The sequence below is a fragment of the Pseudoalteromonas luteoviolacea genome, from assembly GCF_021654285.1.
GTDB lineage: Bacteria > Pseudomonadota > Gammaproteobacteria > Enterobacterales > Alteromonadaceae > Pseudoalteromonas > Pseudoalteromonas luteoviolacea_J.
The window spans coordinates 163,211-189,685 of sequence record NZ_JAKFZS010000008.1 but is presented as its reverse complement, the minus strand read 5'-3'; the positions used below and the strand labels follow the sequence as shown (position 1 = coordinate 189,685).

Here is a 26,475-nt window from a genome sequence, read left to right as displayed (position 1 = left end):
ACCTAAGACACCGCCCTTTTTTCTAGCGTTTTGATCACGCTACCTAGTACAGGTATGTTTCGGTAAAGCAAAGCGCCAACATCAAAGTAATCTCTATGATTTATTACTTTAGAGCCTTTAAAAGTAAGATGGCTATGGCCGGCGACTGTGATATTTTTCTTATTATTAAGTTTGCTGTGGGAGAAGTGCATCTCCCAATATAAAAAACCTTTGTTATCTACAACATAGTGTTCTTTTATGTCAAAAGAAATTGAACTTACATTTGCATACAAGTTTTCAAAATATTTTGTCAGTGCTTCAATTCCTTCGACTTTGTGTAACGGATCTGAAAATACCACACTGTCATCGTAAATGTTTTTTAATAAGTTTAGGTTTTTGTCTGAAAGCTGATTATATATATCTACGAAATTGTTAAGGTGCTGTTCCATTTCTATACCTTAAATGCATCAAGCGCCCTGGCTCTTGCTTCTTTATGTTCAACAATTGGTGCCGTATAACACTGTCTACCAACAGCGTTAATATAATCATGTGGAAAGTGAATATACTTCGCTGGCACCCATTCTAATTCATGGACATATTTACGAATAAAAGTGCCGTCAGGATCAAACTTTTCGCTTTGGGTTATTGGATTAAATATTCTGAAATATGGTTGGGCATCACAACCTGTACTTGCAGCCCACTGCCAGCCGCCATTATTTGCTGCCAAATCACCATCTATCAACTTGCTCATGAAATATGCTTCACCCCTGCGCCAATCAATAAGCAAGTGTTTAGTTAAGAAACTAGCTACAATCATTCGAAGTCGATTATGCATCCAACCGGTTTGGTTGAGCTGGCGCATAGCTGCATCTACAATTGGATAACCAGTATTGCCCTCACACCAAGCCGCAAACGCATTTTCATCATCTAACCATTGTACGGCATTATATTTTTCATTGAAGTTTTTACTTTTACAAAGTTTAGGGAATATAAACATCAAGTGTCTATAAAACTCTCTCCAAAGTAATTCGTTGATATAAGTAAAAGCTGATATTTTTGTTCTATATAAGACATCGGGTATTCTTTGCTGAATCCTGGCAATTAAGTCAGTAGCAGATATAATCCCTAAAGCCAAATAAGGGCTTAATCCAGATGTACCTTTAATGCTAGGTATATCTCTATATTCACTATATTCACTTATTTTATCTTCTAAAAACTGTTCAATAACCTGCGAAAGTACTGCATCATCTACAGGCCATTTATCAGATAGTCCATTTGAAGTTAATAAAGTAGGCGTTTGCCAAGGAATAGACTCGCCAACTGGGCGAATAAATTCGCTTATTTTAAATATATATTGCGAGTACTGAGCCAACCATGCTTTTTTAAATGGTGTAAAAACCTTAAACATTTCGCCGCCTTTGGTCACAATACTACCTGGGGAGCAAAGTACATCCCCATCATATAAGTGCAACTGTGCACCCAATGATGCGCATCTTGTGTCACGGTTTAGCTCATTAATTTCATACTCTCTATTGGCAAAAATTTGAGTAAAGCTATGCTCATTTATAAACGCTTCAAGCTTACTCGGTAAAACGTCAAAAGACTCTCCATTAATAACATGAAGCTTAATACCCAGCTTTGCTAACTCGTTACCAAGGTAATCTACTCGCCTTTTTACCAAATCAATTTGTATCTCACTGGTATTGTGTAATTGCCATTGTTTTTCACAAACAAAAAACAGCGCCTCAGTGGCGCCGTTGTTAATTGCGTCTTCAAGCGCTTGGTTACCTGATAACCGTAAATCGCGCCTGAACCAAAAAAGTGCCTTACTCAAATTGCGAACCTTAATTTTAAATCATGTGGATACGGGTCGAAGTATACCTGCTGTTCCAAATACGACTTTGGGTGCACTCGTAAATGGTGTTTAAGTAACGTCAAAGGTACATTTAGTGGCACTAGCCCCATTCTGTACTCCTCAATTGCTTCCACCATCTCAGATTTTTCAATACCTGATAACTCGTTTTTAAAGTACCCTTGCAAGTGTGCAAGTGTATTTGCTTGCGCTTTTCGACTAGCAGGCTTTTTAAGTGCTGCCATCAGACCAGCTATATATTCATCAGCTACAAGCATCGGTTCTTTTGGATCGCCTTGCGCAAGCAAACGCCCCAGTGTTCTATATGCTGCATAATTGTGGCTCATCAAAAGGTATTTGTGCTTAGCGTGAAACTCAGTCAGCCTATGTTTATTAACGTCACCTTCCATCAGTTCTTGCCATGATTTATAAACAAACACACGCATTACAAAATTTTCGCGTAAATGAATGTCGTTTAGCCTACCGTTTTCTTCGCATGGTAATAATGGATTGTGGCGCATAATTTCGGCAGCAAACGCACCTATGCCTTCTGCAGTGGCACCTGTTCCAGTGTCATTGTAGACTTTGACTCTTTCCATGCCACAACTTGGACTTTTGGCACAAAAAACAAAGCCTGACAGTTCTTTTGCTTTTGTTTGAGCAATTTTTTTACCATACTCAGTTAGCTTTGAACCAACATCATTAGACCCGTCAGGGCGACACACCTTAATCGTGTCGCCAAATCGTACTTGTCTTATGGTTTCGCGGGGAATAGGCATACCTATCGCAACTTCAGGACAAAATTTTACAAATTCCACATGGTTACTGAACTCGTCCATACAAAAATTAGAACGCTTATGACCTTTGTCGAAACGTACCCTATCTCCACCAAGACAGGCACTTAATCCAATCTGTATAGGTGTCTTAAATTTCATATTCTTCACACTCCCTAATAAATCAGCTTACCAATAGGATTTAGGAGTTTGCTTAAGCCTTTATTAAAGTGCAACGCGTTGTCAACCAAAGTAAAACACAGGCATCCACCTTTTGTTTTAGGCGTATGATTGTGGCGACCATCGAGCATGATAAAATCACCCGGTACGTACTTACCACTTTCATCTTCAAACGTCCCATCTAACAATAATGTTAGCTCAAAACCAGTATGTGTGTGTTCTGGTATTTCCCCACCTGGCTTAATATGTAATAAGCTACTGCGCATGGGGCCTTCATCAAGTTCAAAGCGGGCTCGAGAGACTTTTCCGGCGTTCATAAAGCTGCCCAGTTTTAGCGCGGCTATTGCTCTTGGCAATTGAACAGACCTATCCTGATAGTCGAACATGGTTACTTCATGAGGCACTACCTCAGTTTCGACTTCAAGTGATGTAATATCACTGAGCATTGCATCAAATAACAGATCATCTTCTACCAATGACACATCTTTTGTATCACTGTCGACATCCATCTCACTGGTGAAAAACATATCGGCTTGCTTTGCTTCAATTGCTTCAACTTCAGCTCTACATTTATCACAAAGCTCAACGTGTGCGGCTATAGCAACACTTAACCCGACTGGCAGCTCACCAGCTACGTGCTTATGCATTAACTGTTTAGAGGGATGATACCTAATCATGCTGCTCTCCCAACTCTACTTTTAACTTCTTCAACGCTAAGCGCAACCTAGATTTCACCGTACCAACAGGAATACCCAAATGCTGAGCTAACTGCTCTTGAGTCATATCATCAAAATAGACACCAACAACCACATCTCTTTGTGCCGCTGGTAGGTTTTTAATTTTTTCTTTAAGCTGATTGGTTTGTAAGTGGTCTTTAAAACTTTTTTCACACACTTGTTCATCATGGAACAGCGGCCAAATCTCTTCGCTTAAGTTATCTTCTCTGTTGCTTTTAACTTTTCTAAGCGCATCGAATGAGGCGTTTCTCATTATCGTATACACCCAGGTCGTTGCTGCGCCTTTGTCTTGGTGATAAAGCTTCGCTTTTCTCCAAACGGACGTCATGGTGTCTTGCACCAATTCCATCGCCATAGCTTCTGAACCGAATTGTTTTATTCCAAAGCGCTTTATTTTTGGGGCAAAATAAGAAAACAAATAAGCGTAAGCTTTCTTGTCCGCGTTATTAGCGACATTGACTAATGCTTGAGTTAACTGTTCTGAAGGGGTTTCTTGCATCCCTTGGTTTATACCTTTTTTTGTGCGGCAATCACGCGATTGCTCTAAACTAACCATAATTTAACGCTCTCAGCCAGTAACATAGTAGACTATACGTTAGGCTTTAACATCCAGATCACTCTTGATCGTCAAAAACTTCAAACAAAACGCCAGCCACCGCTTGATAAGTTTGGCAGCTTTGTATTTTTTGCTTTTGAGTCAGTGTTAAGGGCAACAACTCTAACCATCTGGCCGCAACCCAAATCGGATCTGCATAATTCTTTTTCTTATATAAATCATTAAGCTCTGCATTAACAACAAACAGATCTCTGAGCAAATCAGCTAAGCGTTCGTGATAGGCAAAGTTTTCACTATCTAGTTCCCATAAAGGCTCATCAATTGTATGACACCACCCATGCTTTAAGTTCATCTCATCTATCGTTACATCTGTTATCACTACTCTGTGTTTGGCATAAACATCAATCAACAGTTGTCCGCCATTGTCTTGAGAGAAATCAACAATTTCCACAAATACACCTTCTCTGGACACTGCTGTGTCTGAGGCTTTATCACCGTGGCATAACACAAAGCCGCTTTGCTCTTTCATAGCCACTTTGACCATGTGCAAATAGCGAGGCTCAAAAATACGTAACCGTGTGTATCCCTGCGGTAAAATGTAAACTGGTAAAGGAAAAAGTGCTCGTTTCATATTGACTTAGTAATGATAATCTCTAAGTCTATTTACGCCAATGTAAAACAAACCGATCAACCCTAATTCTGAATTTATCTTCTATAATTGCCAGTTCGTTTGAATCTTAATACCAAAGATACTTTTTAAGAGAAATCCTGCCGTTGAGTGACTCCACCCCCTCAGCCTTTAATTTCAACGCTTGAGAATTAAACTTGTCGCTCTCTACAGGAAATGAAATTTTCCCCTGACTATTGATGACTCTATGCCAAGGCAATGAACTGTCATTCGGGAGATGTTTTAATAAATAGCCCACCGCACGTGCATGTCTAGGCGCTCCTGCTAGCTTAGCTATTTGGCCATATGTAGCAACATTCCCTTCAGGGATCGCACCTATTAGCGTGTATACTTTTTGCTTGAATTCATCATTCACGATATTGCTTACCTAATTCTTTAAATCCTTCCCACAAATATTGCGCGACAGAACCATGATGCGGTAACTGCCTCCTAAATGCATGAATATCTACTGTAAACTGATCTTGTCTATCAGATACCCTAATTTGCTCAAGTAACCCTTGCTCAAGTTCTTGCTCACAATGATTTAAAGTCACAATCGCAAAACCCATGCCTTGCAGTAAAAACATTTTTATTGTCGCGATATCATCTAGCTTCATCACACTGCGACTTTTTGAATACTCTAAACGGTCACTATCAAATTCAAAACCACTTTCGGTCATTGCCAGACAAGGATATTGGTTGAGCTCTTCAAATGTAAGCCTATTCGGTATCAACCCTTTTTTAGCAACTAACCCTAGCTTTACTTCACCGATGGCCACAGATTCCAAATCACCAGTCGCGTGAAACAAATTAAACCAAGGCCCGACACCAATATCCGACAAGCCTTGATTTACTCTGTCTAGTGCTACAAAGCGTTTACCGCTGGTTATTTCAAATGCTGTAGAGGGAAATTGCCTGAATGTACGTTTGATAAGTTCATTACAGCCATAGTCGTAACTCATCGCTTCATAGCAAATATTGAATTTAGGCTCATTTCCTTGCGCAAAATCCGCAGCCATAGACTTTAGGTTCTCGTGATGTTCTATCAGCTTTACTGCTTCTTTGTAAAATCGTTGCCCTTGCTCGGTGAGCTTAATTCTATACTCCTCCCTTGTTACCAAAGGAAAACCCAACTCTGTACTGAGCCTTTTGAGCGCTTGGGTCACTGCGGGCTGAGTTTTAAATAAGCGCTTGGCAGCATCATTGAGACTTTGGGAATGTGCCACAACATGAAGGACTTCTAAATCCGATAACTTCATAAATTTTATTTATTAAAACCCTAATTATTTATAATTTTTATTTTAGTACTATTTTATATATCCTGCACTACATTATCTTAGGAGTCATATATTTCGGAGTAACTTAAGTGTTTAAACGCGTACTCGTATTATCTTCCGCACTTTTACTTGGCGCATGCCAAGATGAAGTTATCCAATCACCAAAACAGGACTTGGTCAGACCCGTAAAACTACATACGGTCAGTGATCCTGCTGCTGCCACAATTAGGCACTTTCCCGCTGAAGTCGTCGCAAACCAAGGCTCATATCTTGCCTTTAGAGTTAATGGCGAGCTTATCAATTTTCCTATTTTGGCGGGCCAAGAAGTAAAGAAAGGTCAATTACTCGCAAAATTAGACCCTGAAGACTTTGAGCTGCAATTCCAACAACGCAAAGCGCAGTATGAGCTAGCCGCCTTGCAACTTAACCGCATTGAGTCACTTTTTAATAAGTCGACTGCAAGTAAAGCTGAATACGATCAAGCGCTCGCTAATAAGCAAGTTACAGAGTCTGCTTATCGTATCGCACAAACTAATTTACAAAATAGCGAGTTGCGAGCGCCTTTTGATGGCACGGTCGCTAAGGTCTTCGTCAAAAACTTTGAAAATATTGTTGCGAAACAAAATATCCTTCGATTAGAAACACGCGACAGAATGGACGTTGTCATTCAGGTACCTGAAAAACTCGTTGCACGAGTCAACAAAGATTTAGACTACCATCCAACGGTTGTTTTTGATGGCTTTCCCGATAAGTCATATTCTTTAACGATTAAAGAGTGGGACACTCAGGCAGATCCTGTCACTTTGACGTATAAAGTGGTTTTCTCACTACCGATCCCTGAAGACTTCAATTTGTTTGCGGGTATGACTGGCCACGTATACATTGACCCAAGCAAGGTCATGAATTTAAAAAAGGAAACCTTATTAATCCCGAACGAAGCGGTATTCTCAGCTCAAGATGAAAAAATAGATAACAACCACTATGTGTGGGTTTATAACGCGCAAACGAATACGGTTAATAAACGTCATATCACTTTAGGTGAGATGAGAGAATCTAGCATTGAAGTACTTGAAGGGCTTAAGGCAGGTGAAATCGTTGTCGCCGCAGGCGTACACCATCTAAAAGAAAACTTAAGAGTTAGACCTTGGACAAAAGAGCGAGGCTTATAATTATGAGCTTAGCAAGTTGGTCCATTGAAAATAAAGTCATTAGTGCGATGTTTGCCGTACTGCTATTTGCAGCAGGTGGCGTATCCTACTTTGGCCTTGGGCAGTTAGAAGATCCAGAATTTACTCTAAAAAAAGCCATGGTGATAACCGCTTACCCTGGCGCCTCTCCTCAACAGGTTGAAGAGGAAGTGACCTACCCTATTGAAAACGCTATTCAAAGCCTGCCATACGTTGATTATGTCACTTCTATTTCTTCGCCAGGCAAATCTCAAATTTCAGTTGAGATGAAAAGCACCTATCGTAAAGAAGATTTAAAACAAATATGGGATGAGTTAAGGCGTAAAATTAATGATCTTACTCCACAATTACCATCGGGCGTGCAACCGCCAACCATTATGGATGATTTTGCTGACGTATACGGGATGTTATATGGCGTTACTGGTGCAGGGTACACTTATGATGAGCTCAAAGATTATGTCGACTTTTTGCGCCGCGAACTGGTGTTAGTGGACGGCGTGAGCAAAGTGAGCGTTGCAGGTGAGCAACAAGCGCAAGTCATTGTTGAAATCTCGACACAAAAAATGTCTCAATTGGGTATCTCTCCAAATCATATTTTCTCTTTGCTACAAACTCAAAACACCGTGTCAAATGCTGGCAAAATTCGCGTGGGTAGAGAGTCTATTCGCTTGCACCCTACTGGTGAGTTTTCTGACGTGTCTGAGCTTGAAAATTTACTGATCTCCCAACCGGGGGCCAGAGAGCTTATCTATCTTGGCGATGTGGCAACCGTATCGAGAGAATATCAAGAAGTACCTAACCATATTACCCGCTTTAATAATAACAGAGCATTGCTAGTTGGCATTTCGTTCACATCGGGTGTTAATGTCGTTGATGTGGGCGTGGCTATTAAGAAGCGCTTAGCAGAATTAGAATATCAAAAACCTTATGGTATTGAAGTAAACACCGTATACAACCAGCCTGCTGAAGTTAAAAAATCCGTAGATGGCTTCATTGTTAGTCTATTGGAAGCAGTCGCTATCGTTATCATCGTTCTGCTCATTTTTATGGGCGTAAAAAGCGGTATTTTAATCGGCGGTATACTGCTTTTGACCGTGCTAGGCACTTTCATTTTCATGAAATTGTTTGCCATCGATTTACAAAGAATTTCACTAGGTGCTTTGATCATCGCATTAGGTATGTTGGTTGATAACGCCATCGTCATTACAGAAGGTATTTTGATCAACTTAAAGCGCGGTCAAACAAAAGTGAAAGCGGCAGTGAATATTGTCGAGCAAACTAAATGGCCACTATTGGGTGCAACCATTATTGGTATCACAGCATTTGCACCTATTGGCTTAAGCTCTGATGCCAGCGGCGAATTCGCAGGTTCATTATTCTGGGTATTATTTATTTCACTCCTACTAAGCTGGGTGACTGCAATTACACTGACGCCTTTCTTTGCGAACATGCTGTTTAAAGAAGAAATTAAAGCCGGTGAGAATGAGCAAGAAAGTGACCCATATCAAGGTATCATCTTTACAGCGTACAAAGCATTACTCAGCTTTAGCTTGCGCAATAGGTGGAGCACTGTGGTCTTTATGGTCGTGTTACTTGGCAGTGCTGTTGTCGGCTTTAAATCGGTGAAGCAATCATTTTTCCCAGCATCTAACACACCAATGTTCTATGTAGATTATTGGAACTATCAAGGTTCAGATATCCGCACAACCTCAGAGAATGTAAAAAAATTAGAGGCTTTCCTTAAACAACATGATGCGGTAACGGACGTGACAGCAACGATTGGTCAAGGCGCACCAAGGTTCATGTTGACGTATAGCCCTGAAAAGCAATATGACGCATATGGACAGCTCATTATTCGAGTAAAAACACGTGAAGATGTGACAGATATGATTGCAAAAGTTCGTGCCTTCGCCGCAGAAAATGAGCTTGATGGACAGCTGAAAATTAAGCGAATGGAAATTGGCCCATCAACGGATGCAAAAATTGAAGCAAGGTTCTCTGGTCCCGATCCAGTAGTTTTGCGCCAGCTTGCCGCAGAAGCTAAAGCCATTTTGGCAAATGACCCAGGAGCACACAGTATTAAAGATGACTGGCGTCAACGCAGCAAGGTACTGCAACCTGTATTCAATGAGCAAAAAGCACGTCGCCTAGGAATAAGTAAGAGCGATCTTGACCAGCTTCTGCTGACGAGTGTATCGGGTAAGCAGGTCGGCCTATACCGTGATGGCACTCAGATGCTGCCTATCGTCGCTCGCTCTCCGGAGACAGAGAGATACAGTGTTGAAAACTTACAAGACTTACAAGTGTTTAGCCCAGTATTAAATGTCTACGTACCAGTTAGCCAAATCGTAGATAAGTTTGAAGTGGTCTGGGAAGACAGTTTGATCATGCGTCGTGATAGAAAGCGCACTATTACTGTCATGGCCGATCATGATGTCATTGGCAACGAAACCCCTGCTAAGTTATTTGGTCGTATAAAAGCAGATATCGAGGCCATTAAGCTACCGGTTGGTTATAAGATGGAATGGGGCGGTGAATATGAGTCCTCCTCTAAAGCGAAAACAGCCATCTTTGGCTCGCTACCTCTTGGCTATTTAAGCATGTTCATGATCACGGTATTACTGTTCAACTCGATTAAGAAGCCTCTAGTCATTTGGAGTACTGTGCCACTGGCAATTATTGGTGTAACGGCCGGATTGGTTGCCTTCCAAGCCCCCTTTAGCTTTATGGCTTTACTTGGATTGCTGAGCCTCTCTGGCATGCTCATTAAAAACGGTATTGTACTGATGGACCAAATAAATCTTGAAGTCGACAGTGGTAAGTCACCTTACCAAGCAGTATTTGACTCTGGCGTGAGTCGTGTAAGACCCGTTTCGATGGCAGCAATCACAACCATACTTGGGATGATCCCTCTGCTATTTGACGTGTTTTTTAAATCGATGGCTGTAACAATTATGTTTGGGCTGGGCTTTGCAACCATCCTCACATTAATCGTGATACCTGTTGTGTACTGCTTAGTATTTAAGATCAAAGCACCCAACGCACAATAACTGCAAAAAAATGGCCGCAATTGCGGCCATTTTTTATCTCTTGAGTGATAACGTCCCTTTCACACGTTCAGGCTTTTTACCTGATTTTCTGTTTGGTTTATCTGGGCGAGCATGATTGCTCTTATTTTTACTGCGAGGTTTATCAGATACGCTTCGATTTTGATTAAACGATTCTTTTGGTTTCGCTCTTTTTTTATTATCGACCGATGCTTCCTCCGTTTTTGATGACCCCTCAATCGACGCGTTGATTTCAGCCATTTCCTTTTCACTTAGATGGCGCCACTCTCCGGCTCTAAGCCCGTTAAGATTCACATTCATGATCCTAACACGCTTTAACGTTTGCACTTCATATCCGAAGTGTTCACACATCCTTCTGATTTGTCTATTGAGGCCCTGAGTTAGAGTAATCGTAAACTTCTTTGGCCCAGTTTTTTTCACAAAACATTTTTTGGTGACAGTGCCGAGGATGGGCACGCCTGAGCGCATGCCATGAATAAACTTATCATCGATAACTTTATCAACTGTGACGATATATTCTTTTTCGTGATTGTTGCCCGCACGCAAAATTTTATTGACGATATCGCCTTCATTGGTCAAGAAAATAAGACCTTCAGAAGGTCTATCTAGGCGCCCTATAGGGAAAATTCGCTCCGGGTAATTGATTGCATTGACAATATTGCTTCTAATTTTTCGCTCAGTAGTACAGGTCACACCAACGGGCTTGTTGTAAGCAATATAAACGCGCTTTGGCTTGGATTTTAAAGGCTTGTTATCTACCAAAATAGCGTCTGCATCAGTGACCTTTAAGCCCATCTCTGCAATTTGGCCATTAACGGAAACTCTTCCGTCACTGATCATCGTATCTGCTTCTCTACGGCTGCAGAATCCAGTCTCACTGATATACTTATTTAGTCTCTTTGGTGTATCCACGCCATTCTCAATGTTCTAAAAAACGCTAATTGTATAATGATTCCAACATAAAATGAATTGGATAGCACAAGTTCAAGCTAGTTTCCGTACTGATAATTAAGGTTTTCAAAGAGTCGGGTCTAGTTTTTCTTTTGTCGCAACTGGTCAGGCGAAAAAGCATACGACTTTAATGTAGTGTCTAAGATACTTAGGCTTTTGTAATTTACCTTTGACCAATCCGGTGAAGAAGAAATCCAAAGGTACTCATCGACATTCTCAAGTGTAATAGCGGATAAGTTAAAGGTAATTGCGCTGTTTTCTTGCCAGTATTTTACGCCGTTGTGAAAGTCAAAGATAGAAACCAACGCCCATCCACCCATCATAAAATGCCCGCCAACTGACGCTGATAATGCGCCTTTATCAATTAAAGCTAAACTATCAGGTAACCAATCAAACCCGCCAATAGCAACCTTGCCCGCATCGTTCTTTACTAATTGTCGGACTGCAGTTTGTGCCCCCATCGCCATCAAATCTGACGCACTCCATATAATGTGTGTTTGCGGATATCGTTTAAATAAACGCTTAGTTTTTGAGTAAGCTTGTTCTTTAGACCAACTGGCATGCACTGTCTGTTGTAAATTTATATTATGTTGTTTGAAATAATCTGCCGCCCCTTGATTTCGCTTATCGGACTCGCTACCGTAGTGCCCATTAATGGCTAACCCATTTACCTGCCCTTTGTGACCACCAGCAAGTACGCTTTGATGCAATGATTTTGCTAAATCATAACCCGCTTGGTAATTATCAAAAAAAACCTCTCCTAGCCAATGCTCAAAGCGCTCTTTTGGAATGCCTATTTCTTCTTTTTCGAGCCCAGTAATTGTCTGCTCTAACGTAATAAACTTAATACCATAGTTGTTTAACATGGTCAGCGTTTGCTCTGCGCCGCCGGGATAAAGCATCAAAATCACATAGTCTGGGCTTGCGCGATAATCTAGATATTTTTTCAGCTCAGCAAGCTGAATATGGCGATTGCCATCACCGTAAATCACATCAATATTGATATCGAGTTGTGCAGCTGCCTCTTGCGTTATTTTTTGTACTTTTCCCCAAAAGGGCTCCCCCTCTAAAGATGGATTTACAAACAGCACAGAAAAATTGTTTTTAGCATAAGACGTAAACGAAACCGTCAGCGCAAACAGTAGCAACAACACTTTTAACGAAGACATTTAATACTCTCTTCTATTCAAATAGTTCTGACAGTGAGCAAACACAACTTCCACGGGCCCTCTTAAAGATTTGCATTTAAACCACCACACTACTGCCAATTGTAGAATAGTAAAGCCAATAAATAGTAAAAAATAGTCTGTTTGCGTGAAATAAATTTTCCACGTTGGGAAAGCAAATTGAAAAAGCACTACACCCACCAAAGATTGCAACAGGTACAGTGATAATGAGTTACGGCCAACATAAGACAAAAGTGACATGCTGGTATCAAAAGGTGGTTTGTATTTAAGTACTAAACAAATTAAAGCAATGCTAAAGGGTATAGCACATAGCCAATTCAGTAGTTCATAAACAAGGCGATACTGCTCTGCAAAGCTCAATCGCGCTATAAGCGAGCCAAAAATTGAGAGAGGGATCAGAATGAATATACAAACAAATTTTGATAGATGGACTTTACTCATCCAATACACACGATAAATCAGAACGCCAATAAGCATCAAGCCAAATATGTACCAAAGCGTGATGGTGGGGAGTAAAGCCACCATAGCAAAAAAGTTTTCAATATTAAATTGCAGTAACCCAAGGGCAGTAAACCCGATTTCGTTTAAGTTGATAAGCCCCTGCTCTGTACTTGTATCGCCACTTTGCAATATCAGTAAGATAAGGGTGAAAATAGGAATGAATATCGCGCAAATAGCCAACTTAATAAGTGTTGAAGACTTTAACTTAATAACAGCAAGAACCAGCAAACCTGATACAGCGTAGTTTAACAAAATATCACCAGGCCATACTAAAAAGCCATGTATACAACCCAAAAATCCAAGTACTAATAGTCTATTTTTTATAATTTTAGTGCTCTTTGCTCCGTACTTCTCGTACAGCAGACAAATCGACACGCCAAATAGGATACTAAAAATAGTCCTAAACTTTCCATGTGCAAATACATCAACAAGATAAGTTAGTAGATTATCAGACCATGTGCTGCTTGGAGCCATAGCGCCCGACGTGAAATTGGCCATGTACATCAGATTAGTAAGGGGCAAGCCGAGCAAGGCGATGCCCCTTAAAAAATCAATAGAGTTTACTCTTTGCATTAATAAACATGATCACGATACATATCAGCCCAGTTTACAGCCTGGGCATGAAAATCAGGAAGGTTTTCGTCCGAAATATTCAGCATAGTGCATGCCTCCTGCATAGCCCACCAGCTGCCACTTTCGTAAGCTTTTACTGTATTTAATATATAATACAGAGTGTTAGGCTCTCCAATCAAGGCATCCCTAAGCACTTCAGGAAAGGGTAAACGCTCCACAACGACATCCATCGGCTTATCCAAAATAGCGTCTAAAAGAGAAAATAGCCCTGTTAGAAAGCTCATGCCTGCTAAAGAAGGAGCAACTTGTCGACTTAGTAATTCACAAAAGCGCGAACGTACAATGCTTAATCGTGTTAACTCCGTTGGCTTTGTTTCAGCAACATGCGCAGTCATAATAAGGTTAACAAACTTAATAATTCGCTCATGTCCCAAATAAACTAAGGCCTGCTTTAATGACTCTATGCGATTTTTGATAGGGAATACACCTGAATTGATCAACCTAAGTAATTTATAAGCCAGCGCAGTATCCTGAGCAAACAGCTCTGCGATCCGTGGAATATTCATATTTGGCTTCAATGCTTCCGCATAAATAAGCATCACAATGGCGTAATTAATTTCGATATCATTTTGCGCGATCATTGTCGGCTTTGCGAAAAAATAGCCCTGGAAGAAGCTAAACCCCATTTTTTTAGCGTTTAAGAATTCTTCTTCAGTTTCTACTTTTTCAGCTAAAAGCTTCAAGTTTTTACGCGTTTTAAGTTGGTTTACTAATGGCTCGATTTCTTCAAGCGGGGTTTCAACTAGGTCGAACTTAATTAACCTTACCAATTTTAAAAACGGTTCCCACTCTTTTGAGTAAGTAAAGTCATCAAGCGCCAAACGATAATTACTGTGAAAAAGCTGTCGTACCTTTTCATAATTTTTAGTAGTCGGTGGAATAGTTTCCAATAGCTCTAAAATCACATCATCAGCGGGCAAAAACTGTGCAAGCTCTTGATTTAATGAATCTTCTCCTATGTTTATTAGTGCTTTTTTCCCTGAAGTTAAATAACGAGTGCCCAGATTAAGCTGGTTATCCATAATTAACTTTGCTGTAGCAGCATTTTCAGCGACATTAGGAAAGCTGTTTTTTGTGCCATCACGAAACAATAGCTCATAAGCTACCACGTGCTTTTTGCGATTAAAAATGGCCTGCCGAGCCACAAACACTTTCAAATCATCGCTCCTAGCTATACTGTTCCAATAACAATACTTTAGTTTTATTCTTTTTTATTATTTTAACCCGAATTTCTGATAAATAAAATCCAACAAAAACATTAAAGTACTAGTTTTGTGACTCTAGGATGAGTAGTTTTACCTACTCATATAAATGTTCCTTGTACTGCTGTGCGCTTTTTCCCCATGTGAACCGGCTTTGAGAAGCCCTCAAAGCAATATCATTATACTCTTCTTTGCAACTATTAAATACCTTTACACATGCCTTAAACTGCCCAATTAAATTGGTCCCTTGTTCTTGTACGTTGTCCCCATTAAATGTAAAGCCATTTGCATTGTGTTGTACCGTATCTGCCAGTCCCCCAACAGCATTGACTAAACATGGCTGCCCCGCCCTCATAGCAAGCATTTGACTAATTCCACAAGGTTCAAATGAGCTTGGCATGAGAAACAGATCCCCAAGGACGTACATCAAGTCACCAACATCTTGTCCATACCCGTTTAAGTAAAGCACATTTTCATGGCGAGCCATAACTTGTGCAAACAAATATTCTAGCTCGTGATCACCACTACCGAGAATAATCAGTCTTCCGTGCTGCTCACGCAAATAAAGAGCAAGTTGATCAATGACCATATTGGTATCGACTCTTTGCGTCAACAAGAATACTTTCTGGTTTGTTAAACGACCAACACTCGTTACCAGTGGCCCTGTGATTGATGACTTTTGCCATGCTAGCAATCTTTGATGAGCAATATAGTGCACACTCTTTAGCTCAGAAGATTTTGACATCCAGTTAAAAATATTCGCTTCAGCACAACGATAAAAATCGTCCATACTCTTCTCTGGCATCGCTTTTGCGTATTCACATCCATTTAAAATTCCAACGAGCTTACCTTTAACCGCCGCTATTTGCATATCATGCTCTAGCCCCTCACCACCGAAAAATCCAGCCTGATGATCACTACTTCTTTGCACCTCGTGGCAGTATGTAGGGGACACTAAATGTACCTTATCAGATAGACCTATCGCAGCCCTCATAGGATTAAAGCAATGAGGGTAAATATGGTCGCAAATTTTTTGACCATCATAACTCAAGGTGGGAAACCAAGCTTCTAGACTAGATTCATCACCATTAAATGGCCTGATGCCTTGTAGAGCCAAATTATGCACAGTAAAAACAGTTTTAACCTGTTTAAGCGCTGTAAACCTTGGGCTAAACTCTCGTAAAACAGAGACACAAGCGGCATGCCAATCATGTAAGTGAAGCACGTCAACATTGCCAATCAAACCGTGCTCGATAACTTCGCATACAGCAGCGCTAAAAAATGCAAACTTATTTGCATCGGTGTAAAATGGCCGTCCATCATCATTGCAATATACCGCACCGCCATGTTGAGAAAATAATGAATGAGAAATCACATATTGTGACACACCATCTTCCGATTCTACTAACCACAATACGGCCGTTTCCAAATGTTGCTTAAACGGTACCGCTATATCAGCCACAAACTCTCTATTTATACGAGCTTCACCATAGTCAGGTACAATCACCGATGTATTGATATCCAAACGAGACAAGGCATAAGGGATGTCACGGATAACATCCGCAACACCACCAACCTTGCAATTTGGCAGCCTATCATTCTCTGCTGCCACCATTACTACATGCATACTTTACCCTTAGGCGCTTTCTAATTTCGACACGGTCGGTTTCTGACTTGCTTGCAAAGCTGTAAGCATATCTCGGGTTACTAGAACAATGCCCTTATTTGAAACTCTAAACCCGTTACTGCGGTCTTCCTCTGGATCGAAGCCTATTCGCATTCCGGTTGGGATCTCACAACTTCTATCAATAATTGCATTTCGAATCTTACAATGTCGATTGATTTTAACACCAGGCAGTACGACTGCACCTTCTATTTCGCAATAAGAATGTACATGAACATTTGAAAATAATAGAGATTTCCGAACAATTGAACCCGATATGATACACCCACCTGAGACAGTAGAGTCCACCGCCATACCCCGTCTATTTTCATCATCAAAAATAAACTTCGCTGGTGGGAGCTGCTCCTGATAGGTCCAAATAGGCCAAGATGGATCATACAAATCTAACTGTGGCTGAACTGACACCAGCTCCATATTGGCTTCCCAAAATGAGTCGATTGTTCCCACATCACGCCAATAAGGTTGACCAGGGTGGCTAGGGTCTCTAAATGGGAAAGCAAACACGTTATGTTCTTCAATGATGGATGGAATAATATCGTGGCCAAAATCACGGCCAGAGCCTTCTCTTTGCGCATCGCGTTTTAACTGCTCAAATAAAAACTCTGTATTAAAAACATAGTTACCCATTGAAGCTAAACATGTACCCGGTTTGCCAGGAATAGATGTTGGCTCTGCGGGCTTTTCATCAAACCGTCTAACACGCTTACCTTCATCAACAGTCATAACACCAAATGTGTTTGCCGCCTCTTCACAGTCTACTTCGATACAACACACCGTCATGTCAGCACCAGTTTCAACGTGCTTAGCGATTAATGCTCCATAATCCATTCGATAAACATGGTCACCAGATAAAATCATCACATATTTAGGCAATTCATGGCGAATTATATCCATATTCTGAAATACAGCATCCGCAGTACCACAATACCATTCATCTCCGTAACGTTGTGATGCAGGCAAAATCTCTACAGATTCTCCAAGTTCTTTTTTAAAATGCCCCCAAGCGCGATTAACATGTCTGATCAGCGAGTGAGATTTGTACTGTGTTGCAATTCCAACTCGGCGTATTCCAGAGTTAATACAATTAGACAATGGAAAATCAATTATTCTGTGCTTACCACCAAAATACACCGCTGGCTTTGCACGCCAATCGGTTAACTCGTGCAACCGACTGCCACGTCCACCCGCAAGGATCAATGCATAAGTGTCTCTTGTCAGGTTACTTATATAACGGTTTGCATAACTCGGCATTTCTTATCTCCATATTATTGTTCGTGGCGGTTACTGCATTGGTTTTAATCGCCAAATCTCTTCGCTGTATTGGGAAATCGTACGATCGCTAGAAAAAGTGCCACTAGCTGCTGTATTTAAAATACTCATACGATTCCACAGTGTCTTATTCGTATAACTTTGCGCAGCCCGCTTTTGGGCATCAAAGTAACTTTCAAAATCCTGTGCAACTAACCAAGGGTCATTCGGGCTAGTAATAGATGCAATAATGTCGTTGAATAGGTTAGGTTCAAAAAGGTTAAAGTGACCACTTTCAAGTAATTTCATGGCATTTTTTAAAGGTGCAAATCCATTGATAATGCTTTTTGGATCATAATGCTGCCTCACTTGACAGGCCTGTTCAGCAGTAACACCAAATAAGAAAAAGTTGTCATCCCCAACCTGCTCTCTAATTTCTATATTTGCACCATCTAAAGTCCCGATTGTCACAGCACCATTCATCATGAACTTCATGTTGCCAGTACCGCTGGCCTCTTTACCAGCGGTTGATATCTGCTGTGAAAGGTCCGTAGCAGCGCAAATCGTTTCCATCGCAGTGACATTATAATTTGGTAAAAAAGCAACTCTTAAATATGGTTTAGCTGCATTGTCTTTATTGACGACATTTGCAACATTATTAATTAGCTTGATAATCAATTTGGCCATGTAATATCCAGGAGCCGCCTTACCACCAAACAATACGCATCTAGGTACCATATCTTTTACGTCACCTCTGCGGATCTGATCGTATAACGCAATGACATGTAAAATATTTAATAGTTGCCTTTTGTACTCATGAATACGCTTTACTTGCACATCAAATATCATGCTTGTATCAAACTCTACATTACATCGCGTTTTAACCAGCTCGGCTAACTTAGCTTTATTGCTTTCCTTAACTTTTTGCCACTGTGTGTGAAATGCAGGCTTGTCATAGTACCTTCTGATGGCACTGATCTCTGAAAAATCCGCTTGCCACCCCTCGCCTATTTTATCTGTGATAAGATCAGCTAAATCAGGATTGCAATGGGCAAGCCACCTTCTTGGTGTCACACCGTTAGTCTTATTGTTAAACTTGTTAGGCCACAGATTATAAAAGGTGTTAAACAGTCCTGATTTAAGCAGCTCTGTGTGCAAAGCTGCCACGCCATTGACTGAGAAACTGCCTACAATTGCTAGATAAGCCATTCTGATTTGAGGTTCAGGACCCTCTTCGATTAAAGAAAGTTGCCTTTGCTTTTCTACATCTCCTGGCCACATGAGTGCAACCTCAGCTAAGAAACGCGCATTAATCTCAAAAATGATTTCCATCACTCTTGGCAACAAACGACTAAACAAAGGTACCGACCATTTTTCTAACGCTTCAGGTAGCAAGGTATGATTGGTATATGCCATTGTTGATGTGGTGATTTTCCAAGCATCATCCCACTCCATTTCATGCTCATCCAGTAACAAACGCATAAGTTCAGCAACCGCAACACTTGGGTGTGTATCGTTAAGTTGAAAAACGTGATACTGAGCAAAGTCGCTAAAATCGCTACCATGCTGTTGTGTCCACTGGTGGAGAATATCTTGTAAACTGGCACTAGATAAAAAGTATTGTTGGCGAAGCCTCAATTCTTTCCCGTTTTCACTCGCATCATTAGGGTAAAGCACCATGGTAATTTGTTCAGCAAGATTTTTCTTAGCAACGGCTTCTGAGTAACTGCCGGCATTGAATTCTTTGAGATTAAATTCATCTGTTGCTTCTGACTTCCATAATCTAAGCGTATTTACAACACCATTACGATAGCCTGGAATAGGAACATCAAAAGGAACAGCTAACACATCCTGAGAATTCACCCACTGATGATGGATCCGGCCGTGCTTGTCGGTATGAGTTTCGACATTACCAAAAAACTTAACAGTCTTCGCTTGCTCTGGCGCGCTTAACTCCCAAGGGTGGCCTTCACGTAACCATTTATCAGGCTGCTCTATTTGCACACCATGTTCAATTGATTGATTGAACATCCCATACTCATAACGAATACCGTAACCAACCACAGGTAAAGCTAACGATGCACAACTATCTAAAAAACAGGCCGCCAGTCTGCCTAAACCGCCATTACCCAAACCAGCATCATGCTCAGCAGATTCAAGCTCCTCGAGGTTTGTTCCATATTCTTTAAGTGCAGACTTCACTTGTTCTTCAAGGTCTAAATTCAAAATCGCATTGCCAAGGGCACGCCCCATTAAAAACTCTAGGGACAAATACGCTGCTTTTTTAGTCTTTTGCTGTGATAAATGCTGGTTTGTTGCACGGCAACGGGCTACTAACCTGTCTCTGATTGTCAATGCTAGCGCTTGAAATAAATAATGCTTTGATTCCCCAACCCGATCACGACCAAGGGTATAATAGAAATGTCGATTTAAATCATCTGCCAATGCGCTCTCATTGAGTTTTGGCGCATCTTGCCAGTGCTTAACAACACACACATTAGACTTTTTATCAGCCATTCGTGTTTTCCTCTAAGTTTGACATAAGTACCCAAGCACTTTGTCCTGTAAGACAAAAAGAGATAGGAAGTACGTCTCTGTCATTTACTTGCTCTGACGTAAACACACATTCCCAGTTACTAGAAAATGGTGGAGTTGGCAGCGTAATAGATAGACGCTCGGTGTCCGCATTTAAAATCACCATGACAGCTTTTGAAATAAGCTTGTCTGCGAGAATATACATGAGCGTTTTATTCCCTTCATCGTGCCAATCATGTTCGCTCATCGGGCGTGTTTCTTTATTTAACCACTCGACCGAAAACCGCTCATCGTCAGCATGAACAAAAAAAGGATGTTGAAAAACACTTAATTGATTCCTCAGCTTCATCAGCTCAGAAATAGAACTAATGAGTGTTTGGCTCCCCTCGTATTCGGACCAATTTAACCAACTTACTTCGTTATCTTGGCAATAAGCGTTATTGTTCCCGGCTTGGCTATGCTTCAACTCTGTACCCGCAGTTATCATCGGCACTCCCTTTGACATGAACAAAGTTATCAGCGCATTAGTTTGCATCTTGTGGCGTAACTGGACGACTTCTGAGTTATTTACATCACCTTCAAAGCCACAGTTAAATGAATAGTTTTCACTATGGCCATCTCGGTTATTCTCACCATTAGCCTCATTATGCTTTTGCTCATAGCTCACCCAGTCCGCCAAGCTATATCCATCGTGACTGGTCAAAAAGTTAATTGAATTGAGGGGACCGCGTTGATTATGCTCAAACAAGTCATTGGAGCCATGGATGCGTTTAGCAAGCTCTGGCAATGTACCACTGTCCCCTCGCCAAAACCGCCTTACAATATCTCTATATTTATCGTTCCACTCTCGCCAAGGTGAAGGGAAAGCACCGAGTTGATACCCGCCAGGCCCTACATCCCAAGGCTCTGCAATTAATTTTACAGAGGACAAAACAGGATCTTGCAACACTGCTTGAAAAAATGCGTGACGGCAAGAGAAACCCTCTACCGTGCGACCAAGTATGGTCGCTAAATCAAACCTAAACCCATCTACTCCCATCACTTCTACCCAATATCTCAGGCTATCCATAATGAGTTTTAACGTGATCGGGTCGTCAATATTCACCGTGTTACCACAACCTGTATCATTGATGTAAACTGATTCTGGTGAATTTATCGTTCTATAATAACCGTTATTATTCAAGCCCTTAAAAGACAACATTGGGCCATCAATACCGCCTTCTGCAGTGTGGTTGTACACAACATCTATAATCACTTCGATTTTATGTTCATGAAACTGGCGAACCATATCTACAAATTCAGTCATATCGCCGTTCACGGAATATGCTTTGTGCGGAACAAAAAAGCTTAGGGTGTTATACCCCCAATAATTTTGTAGCCCTTTCGTCGTTAAAAACTGCTCACTCACAAATGCATGCACTGGCAGCAGCTCTATGGCTGTGACACCCAAGGATTTAAGGTGCAGTAAAAATGCGGGATCAGTCAATGCCGCAAACTTTCCCGCTTTAGACTTGTCAATCTGTGGATGAAGCTGCGTTGCTCCCTTAACATGACACTCGTAAATAAACGTCTCTTGCCACGGTGTATTGGGCTTTTTCCCTGTATAAGCTTGTACTTTGGCAACTTTACATTTAGGCATATCAATGGCGTTATCTAAGCTATTAAACTCACCAACAGGCAGGTGGCAATAATGCCTCTCACTCCAAGTAAAATCCCCACTAAAGTCTTTCGCATACGGATCTAGCAATAATTTATTGACGTTAAAGAAGTGGCCATCCAAGTGATTGTATTTGCCATCTGCTCGATAGCCGTATAGTGCACCAGATGTGAGAGAGTCAACAAAAATACTCCAGACTCCTCCCTCATGACTATGCATCTCGAGACGATTTTTTTCGCACCGCCCAAAGCCATCAAACAAACACAAATAAACCTTCTCTGCATTAGGGGCGTAGACGGCAAAATTAACACCTGTATCTGTTACCGAGCTGCCTAATGGGTAAGTACTGCCTTGTCGGGAACTAATCATGTTTATGCCGATATATATTTTAAATAAACAGTACTTAGTGGGGGTATTGTAATTTCAATACTGTTATCTAATCCGTGACATGCCACAGCTTTACTCTGAACAAGTTGCTGCTTGTGCGCGATAACTTGAACACCACTGCCGTAAAATTGCTTGTCATCAGAATTGAAAACGACTTGATACGCGCCTTCTTTGGGTACTCCTAACCTGAAATGATGAAATACTTGTGGTGTAAAATGGCTGACAACAATCAAAAACTCAGATTGCTTTTTACCAAATCGCACAAAGCTCAGAATTGATTGCTCAGCGTTATCACAATCAATCCACCTAAAGCCAGCAGGTGAACCATCAACTTCATATAAAGAGGGAGTTGAATGGTAGACTGAATTCAGCGCCTTAACTGACTCATAAACACCTGTGTGGGCTTCACTTTCTAATAATGACCAGTCTAATTGCTTGTTATGATCCCACTCATCTCGAGGTGCTAACTCACTGCCCATAAACAGTAGTTTTTTACCTGGGTGAGCAAACATAAACCCATAATAAGCGCGCAAATTAGCAAATTGCTGCCAGTCATCACCAGGCATTTTACTTAAAAGAGACCCTTTTCCATGCACAACCTCATCATGGCTTAAAGGTAAAATATAATTTTCTGAAAAGGCGTAAGCCATGGAAAACGTCATTTCATGATGATGAAACTTTCTATGAATTGGGTCTCGTTGCATAAAGCCCAAGCTGTCATTCATCCAGCCCATGTTCCATTTATAGCCAAACCCTAATCCACCATGGTCTACACTTTGTGTCACCCCAGGCCAAGCTGTAGATTCTTCTGCAATCATCATGGCATGCGGTGCATTTTTATAGCAAACAGCATTACTTCTCTGTAAACAATCTATGGCGCCAATATTTTCCCTACCACCGTACTTATTAGCTATCCATTCCCCGTCTTTTCTCGAGTAATCGAGATAAAGCATAGAAGCGACAGCATCCACTCTTAGGCCATCTAATTGGAACTCCGACACCCAGTAATTCGCATTAGAAAGTAAATAACTCTTCACCTCTGGCCTATCATAGTTAAAAACGCAAGTGTTCCAGTCTGGATGAAATCCTTGGCGCTTGTCTGCATGTTCATATAAATGTGTACCATCAAACCGATTCAAACCGTGAGGGTCCGTCGGGAAATGACCTGGCACCCAATCTAGCAACAAACCAATCTCGTGTTGATGACACACTTCGCTGAAATATAAAAAGTCGTCTACAGAACCAAAGCGACTGGATGGGGCAAAAAGGCCTACAGGTTGATACCCCCAAGAACCATCAAAGGGGAATTCGCTAATTGGCATTAATTGAATATGCGAAAAGCCTAAATCTTTTACGTAAGGTACAAGATCATCTGCTAGCTCTCGATAAGTTAAATATCGATTTTGCTCACCGACTCTTCGTTTCCAAGAGCCCAAATGAACTTCGTATATAGAAATAGGCGACTCTACATGATTTCGCTTCATTCGCCTTTCGTACATTTCCTCCTCATAAATTGGCGCTTGAAATGTCTGCTGCAAAACACTTGCAGTGCCGGGCGATTGTTGCATTTTTTTCGCATAAGGGTCTGCTTTTTCAAGCCTTTCGCCACTTACTGTCGTAATCGCAAACTTATAACTTGTGTCCGCTGTTAATCCGGGAATAAATAAATCCCAAACACCACTTGCGGGGTGAAAACGCATATAATGTTGATTAGCTTGCCAAAAGTTAAACTCACCAATAACAGAGACGCTTTTTGCGTTTGGTGCCCAAACACTAAATTGTACGCCTTGAACACCTTCGTGATTTATAAAGCGAGCGCCAAAGTGATCATAGCCATGCTCGAGTGTGCCCTCATTAAACAAGTACATAGCCTGTTCATCCAACGCGCTAGCAAAACTATACACATCACGAAAGTACAAAGTGCTATCTTCAAATTGTACTTTGAGACGATAGTTTTTCGCGCTCAATTCTGCATCAAGTACCGCAGTGAACAACTGACTGTCATCAAATCGAGTCATATTCGTTACCGTTTTACCCAAAACAACTGCTATAGATAATGCGCTTGGAATGAAGACCCGTAAAACTGTATATGTTTTTGGCCCAACCTTAACTACATGCGGTCCTAAAAAGCTAAACGGATCTGAAAATGAGCCAGCTTGTAACGCAGCCACTTGGTCCGCGTAATCTTCTGTCATTTCAACATTTTTATTTACGGTATTCATTGTTGCTTCCTGATTGCATTGAGTTGTTGAATAAAGTCTTTATTAAGTTCAAATAGCTCAACAAGCTCATGATTTAATTTTCGGCGCCAATTTGGGTACTCTGTATTTGTACCTGGTATATTTACAGGGAACTCTTGAAGGTCTAAGTCATCCAGCTGAATAGCAAGCAATTGACTTGGACTGCTTGCTAATATATGCATGGCGGCCTGATATACCTCCTGACTCGAAGCGGTAATTTCTAAATCAGGGAACTCATGCTGATTAATCCAGCTAATTAAACGCGATTTTTCAATGCCTCTAGCATGTTTTTGATGGTGGTGTTGATGCTCATCAATCAATTGATAATCAAATTTAATGTCAATGTCCGCGGCATTCCACCAGCCGTGAAACGGAGGAACATCATGATTAGCGACCATAATCAGCGCATTTTTCCTTAGTTGTTCACTCGCTTTAAACTCACCATTTTGATTTTTCTCAAAATAAAATAGTGTGTTGCCAAAAATTGCTGACTCTTCTAACGCCTGAGTTACCTCTGGCGGTACAACCCCAAGATCTTCACCTATTACAATTGAACTATGTAAGTGTGACTCTATCTTTAAAATGGCCAACAAATATTCAAATGGATAATAAACATAACACCCGAGTTCCTGTCCTTCTTTTGCAAAGCACCACCACAAACGCCTTAGTGACATTACATGGTCGATACGCAATGCACCAACTTGGTTTAAATTGGACCGAACCAGAGATTTAAAGTATGCAAAGTTGTCATGTTTCACTTTTATCGGGTTTAGCGCTGGCATTCCCCAGTTTTGACCCTGTTCAGCCCAAGGATCGGGTGGCGCACCGATATTCGCAAGCTCACTAAAGCAAGCGCGATAACTTTCAAACTCAAGTCCACCGCCTGTGCATCCAACAGCCAAATCATTCACTAATCCTATTTCCATTCCTCTAGCAATACATAGTGACTGACAACGCTGCAGTTGCTCAGATGCCAACCACTGTAAAAACCACTCAAATTGACTTAGCTCTACATCCCCAAGTATTGATGTTTTTTCTTCTACAAAAGCGTTTAAAGCAGCTTCTTGACGCGCACCCTGTTGCCAACAGTTATACAAGCTTTCAAATAAAGCGTACTTCACTTTAGATGTTTGAGTGTAATCAATAAACTTGCTTGACACTGAACGTCTATGTCTTACATCTGAAACAGATGAGAACAGCTCAGCACATTCTTGGCCAACTATTTCTTGGATATCATCTAGCGCTATGTATAGGGGATTAATTAAACAACGGTGAGAAGGACTATAAGGGCTGGCTTCTTCAGGTTTTTCACTGAATAACAAATGCAATGGATTTAAAAGGACAAAATCCCCGCCATGATGGGAAAACAGCGCTATTAACTGTTTTAGATCAGCGAAATCGCCAATGCCATAATTCCTATCGCTTTTCAGAGTATAAAGCTGTAACGACACACCAAGCGGCTTTTTGCTGCTGTGAGATACATAGGGGTTATAGCATTGCTTTGGCACTGACCAAAGCTCTGTTACTACTTGACCAAATGCACCTTCTATCAATAACTCAAGGTAGCCAATTGGCAATTCACCCAAGTTGACTTTTAACGCAACATATCGATTGTCAGCATATATATAGTCCCCTACTTCCTCGCACTCAGAAAGCTTAATCGTTATATCTATATTTGCCGAAGGTACCTTTATGCTTGCTATTGAATGCTTTAAAGGCTCTGAGACTTTAATTACAAAGCTTCCGGTATCACTATCACTCAATGTCACGGGTTCGACAACTCGTGTCCATGGTGCAATGTCTAACTCAAAATTGAGACGATCAACGGCATGTTTATCATTCGGGTCTATGCCACAGCATTCAATGGCAGTCTGCCTCGTTAGCGCATCAAAAACGACATGCTCGCCGTCATATTTAACAAAGTCATAGCCAATACCATGAAGGTAATATAGCTGTTGAAGTCCTTCCATTGGC

Annotated in this window: 20 protein-coding genes; 2 read left to right on the top strand and 18 right to left on the bottom strand. The window is 41.0% G+C overall.

What is annotated here, in order from left to right:
- Positions 1 to 2 precede the first annotated feature (2 nt).
- The 8 genes from L1077_RS09540 to L1077_RS09505 form a co-directional block, all read right to left on the bottom strand.
- A complete protein-coding gene (locus tag L1077_RS09540; protein WP_239032940.1) occupies positions 3 to 428 on the bottom strand; it encodes a nuclear transport factor 2 family protein in 426 nt (141 codons plus the stop codon).
- A gap of 2 nt (positions 429 to 430) precedes the next feature.
- The gene (gene phrB / locus L1077_RS09535) at positions 431 to 1,813 is read right to left on the bottom strand and encodes a deoxyribodipyrimidine photo-lyase (RefSeq protein ID WP_237136623.1); all 1,383 of its coding nucleotides are present in this window, start codon (positions 1,811 to 1,813) and stop codon (positions 431 to 433) included.
- On the bottom strand, positions 1,810 to 2,766 hold the full coding sequence (locus L1077_RS09530; protein ID WP_237136622.1) for a YbgA family protein: 957 nt from the start codon (positions 2,764 to 2,766) through the stop codon (positions 1,810 to 1,812). The genes phrB and L1077_RS09530 overlap by 4 nt, the downstream gene beginning before the upstream one ends.
- A 14-nt stretch (positions 2,767 to 2,780) precedes the next feature.
- Positions 2,781 to 3,461: a ChrR family anti-sigma-E factor gene (locus L1077_RS09525; protein ID WP_237136621.1), complete on the bottom strand. Its 681-nt coding sequence runs from the start codon at positions 3,459 to 3,461 to the stop codon at positions 2,781 to 2,783.
- Positions 3,454 to 4,077: a sigma-70 family RNA polymerase sigma factor gene (locus L1077_RS09520; protein WP_237136620.1), complete on the bottom strand. Its 624-nt coding sequence runs from the start codon at positions 4,075 to 4,077 to the stop codon at positions 3,454 to 3,456. The genes L1077_RS09525 and L1077_RS09520 overlap by 8 nt, the downstream gene beginning before the upstream one ends.
- Before the next feature lie 58 nt (positions 4,078 to 4,135).
- A complete protein-coding gene (locus tag L1077_RS09515; RefSeq protein ID WP_237136619.1) occupies positions 4,136 to 4,708 on the bottom strand; it encodes an LON peptidase substrate-binding domain-containing protein in 573 nt (190 codons plus the stop codon).
- Between the two features lie 106 nt (positions 4,709 to 4,814).
- On the bottom strand, positions 4,815 to 5,120 hold the full coding sequence (locus tag L1077_RS09510; RefSeq protein ID WP_237136618.1) for an MGMT family protein: 306 nt from the start codon (positions 5,118 to 5,120) through the stop codon (positions 4,815 to 4,817).
- A complete protein-coding gene (locus tag L1077_RS09505) occupies positions 5,113 to 6,003 on the bottom strand; it encodes a LysR family transcriptional regulator (protein WP_237136617.1) in 891 nt (296 codons plus the stop codon). The genes L1077_RS09510 and L1077_RS09505 overlap by 8 nt, the downstream gene beginning before the upstream one ends.
- A 107-nt stretch (positions 6,004 to 6,110) precedes the next feature.
- Here L1077_RS09505 and L1077_RS09500 point away from each other — a divergent pair, with 107 nt between their 5' ends.
- Both L1077_RS09500 and L1077_RS09495 read left to right on the top strand, forming a co-directional pair.
- On the top strand, positions 6,111 to 7,190 hold the full coding sequence (locus L1077_RS09500) for an efflux RND transporter periplasmic adaptor subunit (RefSeq protein WP_237136616.1): 1,080 nt from the start codon (positions 6,111 to 6,113) through the stop codon (positions 7,188 to 7,190).
- A 2-nt stretch (positions 7,191 to 7,192) separates the two neighbouring features.
- The gene (locus L1077_RS09495; protein ID WP_237136615.1) at positions 7,193 to 10,258 is read left to right on the top strand and encodes an efflux RND transporter permease subunit; all 3,066 of its coding nucleotides are present in this window, start codon (positions 7,193 to 7,195) and stop codon (positions 10,256 to 10,258) included.
- Between the two features lie 33 nt (positions 10,259 to 10,291).
- On the opposite strand, the gene rluF is transcribed toward L1077_RS09495, so the two are convergent.
- From rluF to malQ, 10 genes are all read right to left on the bottom strand, one after another.
- On the bottom strand, positions 10,292 to 11,188 hold the full coding sequence (gene rluF, locus L1077_RS09490) for a 23S rRNA pseudouridine(2604) synthase RluF (protein WP_237136614.1): 897 nt from the start codon (positions 11,186 to 11,188) through the stop codon (positions 10,292 to 10,294).
- Between the two features lie 119 nt (positions 11,189 to 11,307).
- A complete protein-coding gene (locus tag L1077_RS09485) occupies positions 11,308 to 12,396 on the bottom strand; it encodes an ABC transporter substrate-binding protein (RefSeq protein WP_237136613.1) in 1,089 nt (362 codons plus the stop codon).
- Positions 12,397 to 13,488, bottom strand: coding sequence for a DUF418 domain-containing protein (locus tag L1077_RS09480; protein ID WP_237136612.1), 1,092 nt, complete (start codon positions 13,486 to 13,488; stop codon positions 12,397 to 12,399).
- Positions 13,488 to 14,705, bottom strand: coding sequence for an EAL and HDOD domain-containing protein (locus tag L1077_RS09475; protein ID WP_237136611.1), 1,218 nt, complete (start codon positions 14,703 to 14,705; stop codon positions 13,488 to 13,490). The genes L1077_RS09480 and L1077_RS09475 overlap by 1 nt, the downstream gene beginning before the upstream one ends.
- Positions 14,706 to 14,847: 142 nt before the next feature.
- A complete protein-coding gene (locus L1077_RS09470) occupies positions 14,848 to 16,377 on the bottom strand; it encodes a glycogen synthase (protein ID WP_237136610.1) in 1,530 nt (509 codons plus the stop codon).
- Between the two features lie 9 nt (positions 16,378 to 16,386).
- Complete coding sequence (gene glgC, locus L1077_RS09465) at positions 16,387 to 17,685, bottom strand: glucose-1-phosphate adenylyltransferase (protein ID WP_237136609.1); 1,299 nt, start codon at positions 17,683 to 17,685, stop codon at positions 16,387 to 16,389.
- 30 nt (positions 17,686 to 17,715) lie between these two features.
- Positions 17,716 to 20,199, bottom strand: coding sequence for a glycogen/starch/alpha-glucan phosphorylase (locus L1077_RS09460; protein ID WP_237136608.1), 2,484 nt, complete (start codon positions 20,197 to 20,199; stop codon positions 17,716 to 17,718).
- A complete protein-coding gene (gene glgX / locus L1077_RS09455; protein WP_237136607.1) occupies positions 20,192 to 22,243 on the bottom strand; it encodes a glycogen debranching protein GlgX in 2,052 nt (683 codons plus the stop codon). Before glgX ends, L1077_RS09460 begins: the two co-directional genes overlap by 8 nt.
- 2 nt (positions 22,244 to 22,245) lie before the next feature.
- Positions 22,246 to 24,483 (bottom strand): 1,4-alpha-glucan branching protein GlgB, encoded by a 2,238-nt coding sequence (gene glgB, locus L1077_RS09450; RefSeq protein WP_237136606.1) that lies wholly within the window; start codon positions 24,481 to 24,483, stop codon positions 22,246 to 22,248.
- Positions 24,480 to 26,471 carry a 4-alpha-glucanotransferase gene (malQ, locus tag L1077_RS09445; protein WP_237136605.1) on the bottom strand — a complete coding sequence of 664 codons (1,992 nt, stop codon included), beginning with the start codon at positions 26,469 to 26,471 and terminating at the stop codon, positions 24,480 to 24,482. The genes glgB and malQ overlap by 4 nt, the downstream gene beginning before the upstream one ends.
- Positions 26,472 to 26,475 lie beyond the last annotated feature (4 nt).